Here is a 13,872-nt window from a genome sequence, read left to right on the forward strand (position 1 = left end):
CGCCCTGCTGGCGCTGACCCAACTGACGATCTGCCTGGGCCTGTGGCTGCTGGCGCTCTCCCGAGGCGGGGCGCCCTCGCTGATGGTGGGCAGCGTGCGGCGGCCGTCCCTGGGGCGCTGGCGGCGCCGCGACGCCGCGGGGCTCTCGCGCTGGGTGGACGCCGGCTGGCTGCTGGCCCTGGTCGCGCTGCTGGCCCCGCCGCTGGCGGCCATCGTCATCGCCGGCCTGGGTGGGCTCGCCGAGCTACCCCGGGCGGCGAGCCTGTGGCCGGCGGCGGCGAGGAGCCTGGTCATGGCGCTGGGAGCGGGCCTCGGAGCGCTTGCTCTGGCGCTGGCGCTGCTGGCCGGCAGTCGCTGGCTGCGCCGCCGCGGTCGCGGGGCCCTGGGCCTGGTCATGGAGGGCGGCGGTCAGCTGATCCTGGTGGTACCGGCGCTGGTGCTGGGCACCGGGCTCTTCCTGCTGCTGCGGCCCACCCTGGGCAGCGGCTGGGAGGGCTACGCCCTGGTGGTGCTGGTCAACGCCCTGATGGCGCTGCCCTTCGCCATGCAGGTGCTGCGCGGGGCACTGCCGGGGCTCACCGCCCCCGAGGCGCGCCTGGCAGACCAGCTCGGCGTGCGCGGGGCTGCTCGGCTGCGCTGGCTCACCTGGCCGCGGTTGCGCCGTCCGCTGGCCCTGGCGTTGGCCTACGCCATGACGCTGTCGCTGGGGGACTTCAGCGTCATCGCCCTGTTCGGCAGCCCCTCGGCGCCAACCCTGCCGATGCTGCTCTACCAGCAGCTGGGTGGCTACCGCTGGCAGGGGGCGGCGGCCACCGCCTTGCTGCTGCTGGTGCTGGTGACCCTGACCTTCGCCGTGCTGGGTGGCCTGACCCGCCGTCCACCCCGTCCGCGCTGGAGACCCTGAGATGCTCGACTGTCGCGACCTGACCTTCCACTATGACCGCGCCGACCCCGGCGAGACGCCGGCCTTCTGCTTCACCTTCCGCCTGGCCCCGGGTGAATGCCTCTCGGTGGAGGGCCCCTCGGGCTGCGGCAAGAGCACCCTGCTGGGGCTGCTGGCCGGCTTCCTCGAGCCCGAGGGCGGCATCCTGACCTGGCGGGGGCAGGACCTGCTGGCGCACCCGCCCTGGGAGCGTGGCATCACCACCGTCTTCCAGGAGCACAACCTCTTCGACCACCTGCCGGTGTGGGCCAACCTGGGGCTCGGCCTGGCGCCGGACCTGCGGCTCACCACCGACCAGCGCCGGCGCATCACCGAAGGCCTTGCCGAGGTGGGCCTGGCCGGCCTCGAGGCGCGTCTGCCCAGCGAACTCTCCGGCGGCCAGCGCCAGCGGGTGGCGCTGCTGCGCGCCCTGCTGCGGGCCTCGCCGCTGCTGCTGCTCGACGAGCCCTTCACCGGCCTCGACGAGGCCACCCGCGCGGGCCTGTGGGCCCTGGTGCACCGGCAGAAGGAGCCGGGCGCGGCGGTGATTCTGGTCAGCCACGACCGCGACGACATTGATGCCCTGGCCGATCGCCGCTGTCGGCTGGAGGCGGGACGGCTGGTGCCGCTGCCTGAGCCACTGGCCTGACGGCCGGGCGCGTGACAGAATCGGGGGCTGACCTGGACACCGAGCCGCCGGCACAGGCGGCCGCACGCGAAGAAGAGGACACCATGCCCGAGTATCGTTCCCGCACCACCACCGCCGGTCGCAACATGGCCGGCGCCCGCGCCCTGTGGCGCGCCACCGGCATGAAGGATGACGACTTCCACAAGCCGATCATCGCCGTGGCCAACTCCTTCACCCAGTTCGTGCCGGGGCACGTGCACCTGAAGGACATGGGGCAGCTGGTGGCCCGCGAGATCGAGAAGGCCGGCGGGGTGGCCAAGGAGTTCAACACCATCGCCGTGGACGACGGCATCGCCATGGGCCACGACGGCATGCTCTATTCGCTGCCCAGCCGCGACCTGATCGCCGATAGCGTCGAGTACATGGTCAACGCCCACTGCGCCGACGCGCTGGTGTGCATCTCCAACTGCGACAAGATCACCCCCGGGATGCTCAACGCCGCCATGCGCCTGAACATCCCGGTGATCTTCGTCTCCGGCGGCCCCATGGAGGCGGGCAAGACCAAGCTGCTCGACCACGGCCTCGACCTGGTGGATGCCATGGTGATGGCCGCCGACGACAGCGTCGATGACGAGACCCTCTCCGAGGTGGAGCGCAGCGCCTGCCCCACCTGCGGCTCCTGTTCCGGCATGTTCACCGCCAACTCCATGAACTGCCTGATGGAGGCGCTGGGTCTGGCCCTGCCGGGCAACGGCACCGTGGTGGCCACCCACGCCGACCGCCGCCGCCTGTTCGAGACCGCCGGTCATCGCATCGTCGAGCTGGCCAAGCGGGTCTATGAGGGTGACGAGGCGCACCTGTTGCCGCGTGCCATCGGTTCCAAGGCGGCGTTCAAGAACGCCATGACCCTGGATATCGCCATGGGTGGCTCCACCAACACCATCCTGCACCTGCTGGCCGCCGCCCAGGAGGCCGAGGTCGATTTCACCATGACCGATATCGACCGCCTCTCGCGGGAGGTGCCGCAGCTGTGCAAGGTGGCTCCCAACACCCAGAAGTACCATATCGAGGATGTGCACCGCGCCGGCGGCATCATGGCCATTCTCGGCGAGCTGGATCGCGCCGGCGTGCTCGACACCCGGGTGCCCACCGTCTACGGCGACTCCCTGAAGGCGGCCCTGGACGAATGGGACATCATGCGCAACCCGAGTCCCGAGGTGGTGGAGTTCTACCGCGCTGGCCCCGGTGGCGTGCCCACCCAGGTGGCCTTCTCCCAGAGCGCGCGCTGGCCGAGCCTCGATGGCGACCGTGCCAGCGGTTGCATCCGCGACCTGGACCACGCCTTCTCGACCGAGGGTGGTCTCGCCGTGCTCAAGGGCAACATCGCCGTCGACGGCTGCGTGGTGAAGACCGCCGGGGTGGATGAGTCGATCCTGGTCTTCGAGGGCCCGGCCCATGTGGTGGAGTCCCAGGACCAGGCGGTGGAGCATATCCTCGGTGGCCAGGTGAAGGAGGGCGACGTGGTCGTCATCCGCTACGAGGGACCCAAGGGCGGTCCCGGCATGCAGGAGATGCTCTACCCGACCAGCTACCTGAAGTCCAAGGGGCTGGGCAAGGCCTGCGCGCTGCTGACTGACGGTCGCTTCTCCGGCGGCACCTCCGGGCTCTCCATCGGCCACGCCTCCCCGGAGGCCGCTGCCGGCGGCGCCATCGGCCTGGTCGAGCAGGGCGATATCATCCAGATCGATATCCCCAACCGCGCCATCAACGTCAAGCTCTCCGATGAGGAGCTGGCGGAGCGCCGCGCGGCCATGGAGGCCAGGGGGGCCGATGCCTGGAAGCCCAGTATCCAGCGCGACCGCAAGGTCTCCGCGGCACTCAAGGCCTATGCACTGCTCGCCACCTCGGCCGACAAGGGTGCGGTACGCGATCTGACCAAGCTCGATTGATCCACTCCCCGACGCCCCGGCCCAGGCCGGGGCGTCGGCGTCTCTTTCAAGGAAGGCTGCGATGAAGACCCATACGCTCAGCGTCGGGCTGGTCGGTTACGGCCAGGCGGGCCAGGTGTTCCACGCGCCCCTGATCCAGGCCACCGAGGGCATGGAGCTCGTCGCCGTGGTCAGCGGCGATGCCGAACGGGTCCACGCCGACCTGCCGGAGGTGGAGGTGCTGGCCAAGGCGCCGGCACTGTTCGCGCGTCGCGATATCGACCTGGTGGTCATCGCCACCCCCAACGATACCCACTTCCCGCTGACCAAGGCGGCGCTCGCCGCGGGCAAGCATGTGGTGGTGGACAAACCCTTCACGGTGTCGCTCTCCGAGGCACGCCTGCTGCGCACCCAGGCGGATAACGCCGAGCGTAGCCTGAGTGTCTTCCACAACCGCCGCTGGGACAGCGACTTCCTGACCCTCAAGGGGCTGCTCGAGGCGGGCACCCTGGGGCGGGTGGTGTCGCTGGAGTCACGCCTCGATCGCTTCCGGCCCACGGTGACCGATCGCTGGCTCGAGAACCATCGACCGGGCGGGGGGATCTGGTACGACCTGGGGCCGCACCTGCTCGACCAGGTGGTGCAATTGTTCGGCATGCCGCGGGCGATCCTGCTGGAGCTCGCCACCCTGCGCGACGGCGCCGAGGTGGACGACGATTTCCTCTGCCTGCTGGAGTACGACGGCCCGCGGGTCACCCTCCAGGCGAGCTCTCTGGTGGCCGACCCCACGCCCCGCTTCCGGGTGCACGGGACCCTCGGCAGCTATGTGAAGTTCGGCCAGGATCCCCAGGAGACGCGTCTCAGGGAGAACCTGGCGGTGGTGGCGGGCCTGGGCGATGACCCCGAGCCCGGACGGCTGACCCTGGCCAGTGACGAGAGCGAAACACCGGCGGTGCATGAGCAGCCCAACCGGCCCGGCGACTACCCAGCCTTCTATACCGGGGTGGCCGAGATGCTGCTGCACGATGCGCCACCGCCGGTGCCGCTGGACGGTGCCATGGAGGTGATGGAACTGCTGGAGGCGGGCCTGGACAGCTATCGCCAGGCGCGCTGGGTGCGTCTCAAGGAGGGCAACGGGCTGCTGCGCCAGCGACTGCACCGGCGCTGAGTCCCGCTACCAGCGTAGGGCCGTCTCCGCTTCGCGTTCGAGCAGCTTGTCGCGGGCGATATACAGCGCGGCGATGGCCCGGGCCTCATGGAAGTCCTCCCGGGCGAGCAGGGCGGGCAGCTCGTGGATCGAGTGCGTCTCGACGATCAGTGGCTCGGGTTCGTCACCGGGCAGGCGCTTGGGGTAGAGGTCACTGGCCAGCAGCACCTGCATGCGATGGCGCATGTAGTTGGGCGCCAGCGACAGCTCGACCAGCGGCTGGATGTTGTGGGCGCCGAAGCCACACTCCTCCATCAGTTCACGGTTGGCCGCGGTGATGATGTCCTCGCCGGGGTCCACCAGCCCCTTGGGCAGGGTCAGCACATAGTCCTCGAATCCCGCGGCGTACTCGCGGATCAGCAGCACTTGCTCGGGGTCGGGCATGGCCACGATCATCACCGCGCCGCTGTCGCTGCCGGTCAGGCGCTCGAAGGTGCGCTCTTCGCCGTTGGAGAAGCGCAGGTCCAGTGACTCCACGTGGAACAGGCGGCTCCTGGCCACCGAGCGGCGGTCGAGGATAGCGGGTTTCTGCGGCCAGCTGGGCGAGGTCATGGCGGCTCCGTTTCTGGGGGAGGGATCGCCTGTTACCATATCACCTCCCGCAAGCCACGACCCGGAATCCCCATGATCGACTGGCGCGCCATCGATACCGTCCTGCTGGACATGGACGGCACCCTTCTGGACCTGCATTTCGACAGCCATTTCTGGCTCGAGCACCTGCCGCGCCGCTACGTCGAGCTGCACCAGCTCGATGAGGCCACCCAGGAGGTGGTGCGCTCGAAGGTGCTCCACGAGCAGGGCACCCTCAGCTGGTACAGCCTCGACTACTGGAGCCGCGAGCTCGACGTCGACGTGGTCGCCCTCAAGCGCGAGATCCAGCACCTGATCGGCCTGCGCGGCGACGCCCTGGACTTCCTCAAATGGCTCAAGCAGGCCCACCCGCGGGTGGTGCTGGCCACCAACGCCGACCGCGCCAGCCTCGAGCTCAAACTGCCGCTCACCGGCCTGGAGCAGTATCTGGACGCCATCGTCTCCTCCGCCGACCTCGGCGTGCCCAAGGAGGAGCAGGCGTTCTGGTTCGCGCTGCAGGAGGTGGAGCCCTTCGACCCCGCTCGCACCCTGTTCATCGATGACAACCCGCGGGTGCTGGAGAGCGCTCGGACGTTCGGTATCCGCCATCTGCTGGGCATCAAGCAGCCCGACAGTCGACGGCCCGAGCGTGAGCTGGAGGAGTTCGTCGCCCTGGATACCTTCGCTGCCATCCTGCCCGGCAACGAGCCGCCGCTGGCCCCGGGGGCGGAGAGGAACGGAGGGGAGAATGCCCATGGATAGTGTACGGCTCGACAAGTGGCTATGGGCGGCACGCTTCTTCAAGACCCGCGGCCTGGCCAAGAAGGCCATCGAGGGCGGCAAGGTGCACTACAACGGTGCCCGGGCCAAGACCAGCAAGACCGTGGAGGTGGGGGCCATCATCCGCGTGCCCCAGGGCTGGGATATCCTCGAGGTGGAGGTCATTGCGCTCTCCGACCAGCGCCGCGGCGCCCCAGAGGCCCGCGCCCTCTACCGTGAGACCGAGGAGAGCGTGGCCCGCCGCGAGCGCGAAGCCGAGGCGCGCCGGCTCACCAACCAGGCCATGCAGCATCCCCTCAAGCGTCCCGACAAGAAGCAGCGCCGCGAGATCCAGCGCTTCCAACGCAACCAGGAGTAGGAGCGCAGATCCTGCGCGATTGGCGCCGTCAGGTGCCCCGGTCCTGTTACCGCTGCTTCGCCAGCCAGCGATCCAGGGCGTTGGCGAACTCGCGGCGGTCGCTGTCGGAATAGCCGTTGGGGCCGCCGGTGTGTTCGCCGCTGGCGCGCATGGTCTCCATGCTGCCCTTGAATCAGCCGAATCTGCACCCCGGGTGCAGATGCGTCATCGCTTAGACGTTCTTCGCAAGCCAGCGATCCAGGGCGTTGGCGAACTCGCGGCGGTCGCTGTCGGAATAGCCGTTGGGGCCGCCGGTGTGTTCGCCGCTGGCGCGCATGGTCTCCATGAAGTCCCTCATCTGCACCCTGGCGCGAATGTTGTTGGCGTCCAGGGCTTCGCCGCGGGTGGTCATCACCTTCGCCTGCCGCTCGATGGCCGCCATGGCCAGGGGCAGGTCCGAGGTGATCAGCAGGTCGCCCGGCTGGATGCGCTCGACGATCTCGTTATCGGCGGCATCGAAGCCCTGGCTGACGGCCAGCGCCTTGACCCACGGGGAGCGGGGCAGTGGCACCGTATGGTTGGCCACGAACCAGGCCGCCATGCGGGTACGCTCGGCGGCACGCACGATAATCTCACGGGCCACCTTGGGACAGGCGTCGGCATCGACCCACACGCTAGGCATGACATCTCCTCGATCAGCAGCAACAACAGGGCAGCCGAAAAGGCTGGCCAGGGCGGGTCGACGATGGTAGCATGCGCGCTCCTCGCATGTGTTGACCCCACCATCATGTACGACGCCACCGCCGCCGGTCACCAACCGAGCACAGGATGGGCGCCGCAACGCCAGGCCCAGCGCCATCGCTGAAGGCCGCAAGCGTTCGAATTGTGTAGATGGAGCGCCACCGAGATCCCGCCGTTCTGGCGAGATCGGCGCAAACGGTCGCCACAGGGGTTCGCTGCCATCGTCGATGGCGCTGACCCGATGCCAGGTGCGACCGGCGTCCCCGACTCCGATGTCCCGTGCTGCCACCCCTCGAGGGCACAGCGCGCCTGACCGTTATTGCTGCGTCAGGGACGCCAATGAATTTACGCCGGTGATCCCGGCCTACCAAGGTGTGATTGATGACCTCTTCTTCTGTCGCTTCGCCGAGCTTCGGCGATCTCGCTCTGCTGCCTGCCGTTCTCTCTGCTGTCGAGTCTCTGGGTTACCAGACCCCCTCGCCGATCCAGGTCGAGACCATTCCGGCACTGCTGGAAGGGCGCGACATGCTGGGCCAGGCCCAGACCGGCACCGGCAAGACCGCGGCCTTCGCGCTGCCGCTGCTCTCGCGTCTCGAGCTGACCCGTCGCGAGCCCCAGGTGCTGGTGATGGCCCCGACCCGTGAGCTGGCGCAGCAGGTTGCCGTCTCCTTCACCCGCTACGGTCAGAACCTCAAGGGCCTGGAAGTGGCCACCCTGTGTGGCGGCCAGGAGTATCGTGAGCAGCTGGGCGCGCTGAAGCGCGGTGCCCAGGTGGTGGTGGGTACCCCGGGCCGGATCATTGATCACCTGGATCGCGGCAGCCTCAAGCTCGACGGCCTCTCCGCCCTGGTGCTGGACGAAGCCGACGAGATGCTGCGCATGGGCTTCATCGACGACGTCAAGCGTGTGGTCGCCGACACCCCCAAGGCGGCCCAGCGGGTGTTCTTCTCCGCTACCCTGCCTGCCGAGATCGAGCGCATCGTCAATCGCTACCTGGTGGACCCGGTGAAGGTGGCCATCGAGTCCCGCACCACCACCGGCGAGAACATCGAGCAGCGCCTGGTGCGCGTCGATGGTGGCGCCAAGCTGGAAGCGCTGGCCCGCATCCTCGAGGTGGAGCCGGTGGACGGTGCCATCGTCTTCGTGCGTACCCGTGCGGCCTGTACCACTCTGATGGAGCAGCTCTCCGCCCGCGGTCTCAACGTGGCCAGCCTCTCCGGTGACCTCGACCAGAGCCTGCGCGAGCGCACCATCCAGCGCCTCAAGCGCGGCAAGGTTGACGTGCTGATCGCCACCGACGTGGCCGCCCGCGGGCTCGACGTGCCGCGTATCACCCACGTCTTCAACTACGACCTGCCCCAGGACTCCGAGGCCTACACCCACCGCATCGGTCGTACCGGCCGTGCCGGACGTACCGGTATCTCGATCACCTTCGTGGGCTTCCGCGAAGGTCGCAAGGCGGGCTGGATCGAGCAGGCCACCGGCCAGAAGATGAGCGAGATGGAGGTGCCCGACGAGGCGGCCATCCGCGCCCATCGCGACGAGGCCTTCCACCAGAAGGTGATCGCCGCCCTGACCGCCGGTGCCGAAGAGCAGCAGGCCCTGGTCGAGCGCCTGATCGGCGAGGGCTATGACCCCGTCGAGCTGGCCTGTGCCTTCGCCCGCCTGGCGCGTGCCGACGAGGCGCCCATCGGTCGCCTGCAGGCACCGCGCAAGGAGCGCAACGATCGCGCCCCGCGTGACGGCAAGCCGGCGCGCCGCGAGCGTGGTCCCAGCGAGGGCATGACTCGCTATCGCGTCTCCGTGGGCCACAAGGACGGCGTCAAGCCCGGCCAGCTGGTCGGCGCCCTGGCCAACGAGGGCGGCATCGAAGGGGCCCGCATCGGGCGCATCGATATCCGCAACGCCTTCTCGGTGGTCGAGCTGCCCAACTCGCTGCCCGCCAGCATCCTGGCCAAGATGGCCCGCGCCCGCGTCGCCGGCCGTCCGCTGGAGATCAGCGAGGACCGTGGCGCCCCCGAGCGTGCCCCGCGTCGTCGCAGCGATGACGGCGAGTCACCGATTCGTCGCCAGTCGCGCGCGTAACGCCCCGGATGCCGCCCTCGGGCGGCACCCCACCCAACGACAGGTCGGAGCCTCGCTCCGGCCTGTCGTCGTTGGTAACTACGCCATCTCGCCTGGAAGGAGGACTCCCCGATGTGGAAGCGGCTGCCGTTTCGCCTGCGCGGCTACCTGATCACCATGAGCGGCGTGCTGCTGCTCTCGCCGGATGCCTTGCTGGTCAAGGACACCTCGGTGGACGTGGCCACCTTCATGTTCTGGCGCGGGCTGATGCTGGGCCTGGTGCTGCTGCTGATCGCCGCCGCACGCTACCGCCAGCGTCTGGGTCAGGCGATCCTCGACTGCGGCCCGGCGGCGCTCTGGTGTCCGCTGGCGTTCGCCGCCAGTGCCTGGGCCTTCGTGGGGGCAACCCGCCTGACCTCGGCAGGCAACGTGCTGGTGATGCTCAACCTGGCGCCGCTGGTGGCCGGGCTGATCGGCATGCTGTTCTTCGGCCAGCGACTGCGCCGCCAGACCTGGGTGGTGATCGGCGTATGCATCGTCGGGGCCAGCCTGATGGCCGCCGGCGAAGTGGGGCAGGGCAGCCTGCTGGGGCTGGGGGTGGCGCTGATCATCCCGGTCTCCATTGCGGTCAATACCAGCGTGGCCAGTTCCCGGCCTGGTACCGGCAAGCGCGGCCTGGATACCACCGTGGTACTGCCGCTGGGTTGCCTGGCGATGCTGCTGCCCGCGGCCCTCATGGGAGGTGCCCAGCTGCCGGGGGGCGAGGATATGCAGCGCCTGTTGCTGATGGGGCTGCTGCTGCCGCTGGCCTACTTCCTGATCCAGACCGGGGCACGCTATCTGCCGGGCGCCGAGGTGAGTCTGGTGATGTTGCTGGAGACCCTGGTGGGCACGCTGCTGGTGTGGTGGTGGGTCGGCGAGGTGCCGGCACCGCTGGCCTTCGTGGGGGGCGGCATGATCGTCGCCGCCATGCTGGCAAGCTCGCTGCGTGACCTCGCTCGCCAGCGGCGCAAGGCCGCCGAAGGCGCGCCGGATGCCAGGCGGCTGCGTGATGAGGCCGCCGAGGCGAGCATTGCACGTGGCGAGCCCGCCCCGCCGGTGGGCGAGCGCCACTGACCCCTAGGAGGCTGGCGCCACCGCCTGGGCGAAACGCACCAGCAGCGAGCGCGCCTCGGGCGTGTCGATGACGCGGCGCATCAGAGCGTGGGCGTCCTGCCCCTGGTCGCGCAGCTTGTCGACCTGGCGGGCCAGGTAGGCGCGCATCACTTCGGGGGTGAACTCGGGGTGGAACTGCACGCTCCACTGGCGCGGGCCGTAGCGCAGGGCCTGGTGGGCATCGTGGTCGTTGCGCGCCAGCACCACCGCGCCGCTGGGTGCCTTGAGCACCGACTGGGCGTGGGTGAGCTGGGCGGAAAAGTGGCGGGGCAGGGTGCCCAGCAACGGGTCCTCGCGGCCCGAGTCGGTGAGTGACACCCCGTGGGTGCCGGACTCGCGCCCCGCCGGATGGTAGCCGCTCTCGCCACCGAAGGCTGCCGCCATCAGCTGGTGGCCGTAGCACACCCCGAGCATCGCCAGGTTGCGCTCCCGGGCCGCGACCAGCCAGGGCTTGAGTGCCTCGCTCCAGGGCTCCGCGTCGCTGACCATGGCGTGGGAACCGGTGACGATGAGGCCGTCGACTTCCGCCAGGTCGGGAAGCGGCTCGTGGCGGGCGTCGAACACCTCGGCCACGAAGCCGGCCTCCGCCAGTGCCTGCCGGAACAGCGCCTCGAAGTCGCCGTATTGCTCGATCACTTCGGGGAAGGCATCGCCGGTCTTGACGATCAGCAGTCGGGGCATGGGAACTCCTGGCGTGGGATGACGGCTCCGTATTCTACTTTCGTTGCAGGCGCTCGCCCAGTGCCGCCATGAAGCGCACTGCGGCCTCGAGCTGCTCCTGCTCGATGTACTCGTCCGGCTGGTGAGCCTGACTGATGCTGCCTGGGCCACAGATCACCGTGGGTAGCCCCTGGCGCTGGAACTGGCCGGCCTCGGTGGCGTAGGCCACCGCGCCGGCGGGGCGCTCGCCGAGCAGGGCGTTGCACAGCGCCAGCACCTCGGCATTGTTGTCGTCGGCCAGTGCCGGCACCGTCTGGTTGAGCGCCTGGGTAACGATGCTCGCCTCCGGCGCGCGGCTCCGCATCTCCGCCTCGAGCTCGGCGGCGCGGGCCTCGACCCGGCCGATCAGGTCCTCGAAGCGGTCCGAGGGCAGGTGGCGAATCTCCCACTCGAAGGTGCACTCCCGGGCCATGATGTTGATCGCCGTGCCGCCGCTGATCTTGCCCACGTGCAGGCTCGAGTGCACCACATTGAAGGCCTCGTCGACCCGCCCTTCGGCGCGCAGCTCGGCCATCACCTCCTCGATATAGGTGACCAGCCGCGCCGCCACGTGGATCGCCGAGACCCCCTGGTTGACCTGACTGGAGTGGCTGGCGCGGCCGGTGACCGTGGTACGCAGGTTGGTGGCCCCCTTGTGGGCCACCACCGGGTGCATCAGGGTCGGCTCGCCGACGATGACCGCCGCCGGCAGCGGATGCTCGGCCATCAGCTTCTCGATCATGCGCGGCGCGCCGATGCAGCCCACCTCCTCGTCGTAGGAGAGCGCCAGCCAGATCGGCGTCTCGAGCTCCATGCTCACCCAGCGCGGCACCTCGGCCAGGGCGCAGGCGATGAAGCCCTTCATGTCGCAGGTGCCGCGGGCATACAGGCGACCATCCCCCTTGTCGGTCAGGGTGAAGGGATCGGTGGCCCAGGGCTGGCCCTCCACCGGCACCACGTCAGTATGGCCCGAGAGCACCACGCCACCGGCCACGTCCGGACCGATGCGCGCCAGCAGGTTGGCCTTGCGACCGTCGTCGCTTTCCACCCGCCAGTGCACCACGTCGTGTTTGTCGAGCCAGGCTTCGACCCACTCGATCAGGGCCAGGTTGGAATCTCGCGAGACGGTGGGAAAGCCCACCAGGCGGTCGAGCATCTCGGCGGCGGTCATGCTGCACTCCTGAACTGAGGAAGAGAGTCGCAGCAGACTACCACGCCGGCGGGGCGGGCCGAAGGCGGGGCAGGGTGCGTGGGTGATAGCGCCAGGCTATCTGGTCGATCCTCTCTCTGGTTTGGCGCTGGCCGTTAACAGGCTTATGGTGTGTCGCATCTTCATTCAGTGAAATACCCTTTGCCTCAGGAGGCGATCCATGACCGATACATCCCTGCGCAACCCCGGGTTGTTCACGCCGCTGCAGATCGGCAGCCTGACCCTGCCCAACCGGGTGATCATGGCGCCGCTGACCCGCTCGCGCACGCCGGACAGCGTGCCGGGCAAGCTGCAGCAGGCCTACTATGGCCAACGAGCCGGTGCGGGCCTGATCATCAGTGAGGCCACCAACATCTCGCCCACGGCGCGGGGCTATGTCTACACCCCGGGCATCTGGACCGACGCTCAGGAAGCCGGCTGGCGTGACGTGGTCGAGGCCGTGCACGCCAAGGGCGGGCGCATCGCCCTGCAGCTGTGGCACGTCGGCCGCGTCTCCCACGAGATGGTCCAGCCCGACGGCCAGCCGCCCGTGGCCCCCAGCGCCCTGAAAGGTGAGGGCGCGGAGTGCTTCGTCGAGTTCGAGGACGGCACGGCGGGGCCGCACCCCACCAGCACCCCGCGGGCGCTTGAGACCGACGAGATCCCCGGCATCGTCGAGGACTACCGTCAGGCCGCCGTGCGCGCCAAGCGCGCCGGCTTCGACATGGTCGAGGTCCACGCCGCCAACGCCTACCTGCTCAACCAGTTCCTGGCTACCGGCACCAACCAGCGCACCGACCAGTACGGCGGTTCGCTGGAGAATCGGGCTCGCTTCCCGCTGCAGGTGGTCGATGCGGTGGCCGAGGTGTTCGGCCCCGAGCGCGTCGGCATCCGCCTGACGCCGTTCCTCGAGCTGTTCGGCCTTACCGACGAGGAGCCTGAGGAAATGGCTCACTACCTGGCCGATGAGCTCAATCGTCGCGGCCTGGCCTATCTCCACTTCAACGAGCCCGGCTTCGCGGGTGCCGACATCACCTACCCGGAGGGCTTCCGCGAGCAGATGCGCGAGCGCTTCAAGGGCGGGCTGATCTACTGCGGCGGCTATGACGCCGAACGCGCCCAGGCGCGCCTCGACGAGAACAGCGCCGACGCCATCGCTTTCGGCCGCCCCTTCATCGCCAACCCCGACCTGCCCGAGCGCTTCCGGCTGGGCGCCGCGCTCAACGAGCCCGACCACGCCACCTTCTACGGCGGCGCCGAGGCGGGCTACACCGATTACCCCTTCCTCGACAACGGCTACGACCGCCTCGGCTGACCCAACGCCAGCCAGCCGCTTAACGCCACAAGCCCGGCCATCGAGCCGGGCTTGTGGCGTGATGGGAGAGGCCTTCGGCGATATGTCCAAGGCGTCGAAAGGTCGTCGGGACATGTTCACGAAACGCAATTTTTTCGACATGTCTGCCGATATGTCGATGGCATCGACATGACGACCAGCGTGAAGCGCCAGGAAGTTAAAATAGCGATGCCGGTTATTTTAATTTCGGCCCGAAATTAAAATAAGGTCATCGCACCTTGGCATGAAGCAGCCTTGTAGGAGGCCGGCTCTGCCGGGCGATTGGCGCCGCCAGGCGCCCCGGCGTAGCATTACTCCC

At 69.0% G+C, this 13,872-nt stretch carries 14 protein-coding genes; 9 read left to right on the forward strand and 5 right to left on the reverse strand.

What is annotated here, in order from left to right; all coding sequences use genetic code 11:
- The 4 genes from LWH48_RS12585 to LWH48_RS12600 form a co-directional block, all read left to right on the forward strand.
- Positions 1–904, forward strand: a 904-nt coding sequence (locus LWH48_RS12585; protein WP_232912839.1) for an ABC transporter permease subunit, incomplete at its 5' end; no start/stop codon positions are given.
- A gap of 1 nt (position 905) precedes the next feature.
- A complete protein-coding gene (locus LWH48_RS12590; protein ID WP_232912840.1) occupies positions 906–1,571 on the forward strand; it encodes an ATP-binding cassette domain-containing protein in 666 nt (221 codons plus the stop codon).
- Positions 1,572–1,654: 83 nt separating this feature from the next.
- Complete coding sequence (gene ilvD, locus LWH48_RS12595; protein ID WP_232912841.1) at positions 1,655–3,499, forward strand: dihydroxy-acid dehydratase; 1,845 nt, start codon at positions 1,655–1,657, stop codon at positions 3,497–3,499.
- A gap of 61 nt (positions 3,500–3,560) precedes the next feature.
- Entirely contained in the window at positions 3,561–4,646 is a 1,086-nt protein-coding gene (locus LWH48_RS12600) for an oxidoreductase (RefSeq protein WP_232912842.1), read from the forward strand.
- A 6-nt stretch (positions 4,647–4,652) separates the two neighbouring features.
- Here the strand turns inward: LWH48_RS12600 and nudE are convergent, their stop codons facing one another.
- Complete coding sequence (gene nudE, locus LWH48_RS12605) at positions 4,653–5,237, reverse strand: ADP compounds hydrolase NudE (RefSeq protein WP_232912843.1); 585 nt, start codon at positions 5,235–5,237, stop codon at positions 4,653–4,655.
- 72 nt (positions 5,238–5,309) lie between these two features.
- Between nudE and yrfG the strand changes: the two genes are divergently transcribed.
- Both yrfG and hslR read left to right on the forward strand, forming a co-directional pair.
- Positions 5,310–6,017, forward strand: coding sequence for a GMP/IMP nucleotidase (gene yrfG, locus LWH48_RS12610; RefSeq protein WP_232912844.1), 708 nt, complete (start codon positions 5,310–5,312; stop codon positions 6,015–6,017).
- Entirely contained in the window at positions 6,010–6,393 is a 384-nt protein-coding gene (gene hslR, locus LWH48_RS12615) for a ribosome-associated heat shock protein Hsp15 (protein ID WP_161431109.1), read from the forward strand. Before yrfG ends, hslR begins: the two co-directional genes overlap by 8 nt.
- A gap of 46 nt (positions 6,394–6,439) precedes the next feature.
- Here the strand turns inward: hslR and LWH48_RS12620 are convergent, their stop codons facing one another.
- Both LWH48_RS12620 and LWH48_RS12625 read right to left on the reverse strand, forming a co-directional pair.
- On the reverse strand, positions 6,440–6,553 hold the full coding sequence (locus LWH48_RS12620; protein WP_442908316.1) for a DUF188 domain-containing protein: 114 nt from the start codon (positions 6,551–6,553) through the stop codon (positions 6,440–6,442).
- Positions 6,554–6,604: 51 nt separating this feature from the next.
- The gene (locus tag LWH48_RS12625) at positions 6,605–7,054 is read right to left on the reverse strand and encodes a YaiI/YqxD family protein (RefSeq protein WP_232912845.1); all 450 of its coding nucleotides are present in this window, start codon (positions 7,052–7,054) and stop codon (positions 6,605–6,607) included.
- Positions 7,055–7,494: 440 nt separating this feature from the next.
- On the opposite strand from LWH48_RS12625, the gene LWH48_RS12630 reads away from it, so the two are divergent.
- Entirely contained in the window at positions 7,495–9,198 is a 1,704-nt protein-coding gene (locus LWH48_RS12630; protein WP_232912846.1) for a DEAD/DEAH box helicase, read from the forward strand.
- A 111-nt stretch (positions 9,199–9,309) separates the two neighbouring features.
- Entirely contained in the window at positions 9,310–10,293 is a 984-nt protein-coding gene (locus tag LWH48_RS12635) for a DMT family transporter (RefSeq protein ID WP_232912847.1), read from the forward strand.
- 3 nt (positions 10,294–10,296) lie between these two features.
- Here the strand turns inward: LWH48_RS12635 and LWH48_RS12640 are convergent, their stop codons facing one another.
- Positions 10,297–11,013, reverse strand: a complete 717-nt coding sequence (locus LWH48_RS12640; RefSeq protein WP_232912848.1) for a glutamine amidotransferase — start codon at positions 11,011–11,013, stop codon at positions 10,297–10,299.
- A 34-nt stretch (positions 11,014–11,047) separates the two neighbouring features.
- Positions 11,048–12,202: an acetylornithine deacetylase gene (gene argE / locus LWH48_RS12645; protein ID WP_232912849.1), complete on the reverse strand. Its 1,155-nt coding sequence runs from the start codon at positions 12,200–12,202 to the stop codon at positions 11,048–11,050.
- Positions 12,203–12,401: 199 nt separating this feature from the next.
- On the opposite strand from argE, the gene LWH48_RS12650 reads away from it, so the two are divergent.
- A complete protein-coding gene (locus LWH48_RS12650) occupies positions 12,402–13,535 on the forward strand; it encodes an alkene reductase (RefSeq protein WP_269816200.1) in 1,134 nt (377 codons plus the stop codon).
- The last annotated feature ends 337 nt before the right edge of the window (positions 13,536–13,872 follow it).

The organism is Halomonas sp. G15 (assembly GCF_021282295.1).
GTDB lineage: Bacteria > Pseudomonadota > Gammaproteobacteria > Pseudomonadales > Halomonadaceae > Halomonas > Halomonas alimentaria.

Excerpts from the sequence above, each read along its gene's own strand:
- LWH48_RS12590 (WP_232912840.1), top strand. The coding sequence starts at position 906 with ATGCTCGACTGTCGCGACCTGACCTTCCACTATGACCGCGCCGACCCC.
- ilvD (WP_232912841.1), top strand. The coding sequence starts at position 1,655 with ATGCCCGAGTATCGTTCCCGCACCACCACCGCCGGTCGCAACATGGCC.
- LWH48_RS12600 (WP_232912842.1), top strand. The coding sequence starts at position 3,561 with ATGAAGACCCATACGCTCAGCGTCGGGCTGGTCGGTTACGGCCAGGCG.
- nudE (WP_232912843.1), bottom strand. The coding sequence starts at position 5,237 with ATGACCTCGCCCAGCTGGCCGCAGAAACCCGCTATCCTCGACCGCCGC.
- yrfG (WP_232912844.1), top strand. The coding sequence starts at position 5,310 with ATGATCGACTGGCGCGCCATCGATACCGTCCTGCTGGACATGGACGGC.
- hslR (WP_161431109.1), top strand. The coding sequence starts at position 6,010 with ATGGATAGTGTACGGCTCGACAAGTGGCTATGGGCGGCACGCTTCTTC.
- LWH48_RS12620 (WP_442908316.1), bottom strand. The coding sequence starts at position 6,553 with ATGGAGACCATGCGCGCCAGCGGCGAACACACCGGCGGCCCCAACGGC.
- LWH48_RS12625 (WP_232912845.1), bottom strand. The coding sequence starts at position 7,054 with ATGCCTAGCGTGTGGGTCGATGCCGACGCCTGTCCCAAGGTGGCCCGT.
- LWH48_RS12630 (WP_232912846.1), top strand. The coding sequence starts at position 7,495 with ATGACCTCTTCTTCTGTCGCTTCGCCGAGCTTCGGCGATCTCGCTCTG.
- LWH48_RS12635 (WP_232912847.1), top strand. The coding sequence starts at position 9,310 with ATGTGGAAGCGGCTGCCGTTTCGCCTGCGCGGCTACCTGATCACCATG.
- LWH48_RS12640 (WP_232912848.1), bottom strand. The coding sequence starts at position 11,013 with ATGCCCCGACTGCTGATCGTCAAGACCGGCGATGCCTTCCCCGAAGTG.
- argE (WP_232912849.1), bottom strand. The coding sequence starts at position 12,202 with ATGACCGCCGCCGAGATGCTCGACCGCCTGGTGGGCTTTCCCACCGTC.
- LWH48_RS12650 (WP_269816200.1), top strand. The coding sequence starts at position 12,402 with ATGACCGATACATCCCTGCGCAACCCCGGGTTGTTCACGCCGCTGCAG.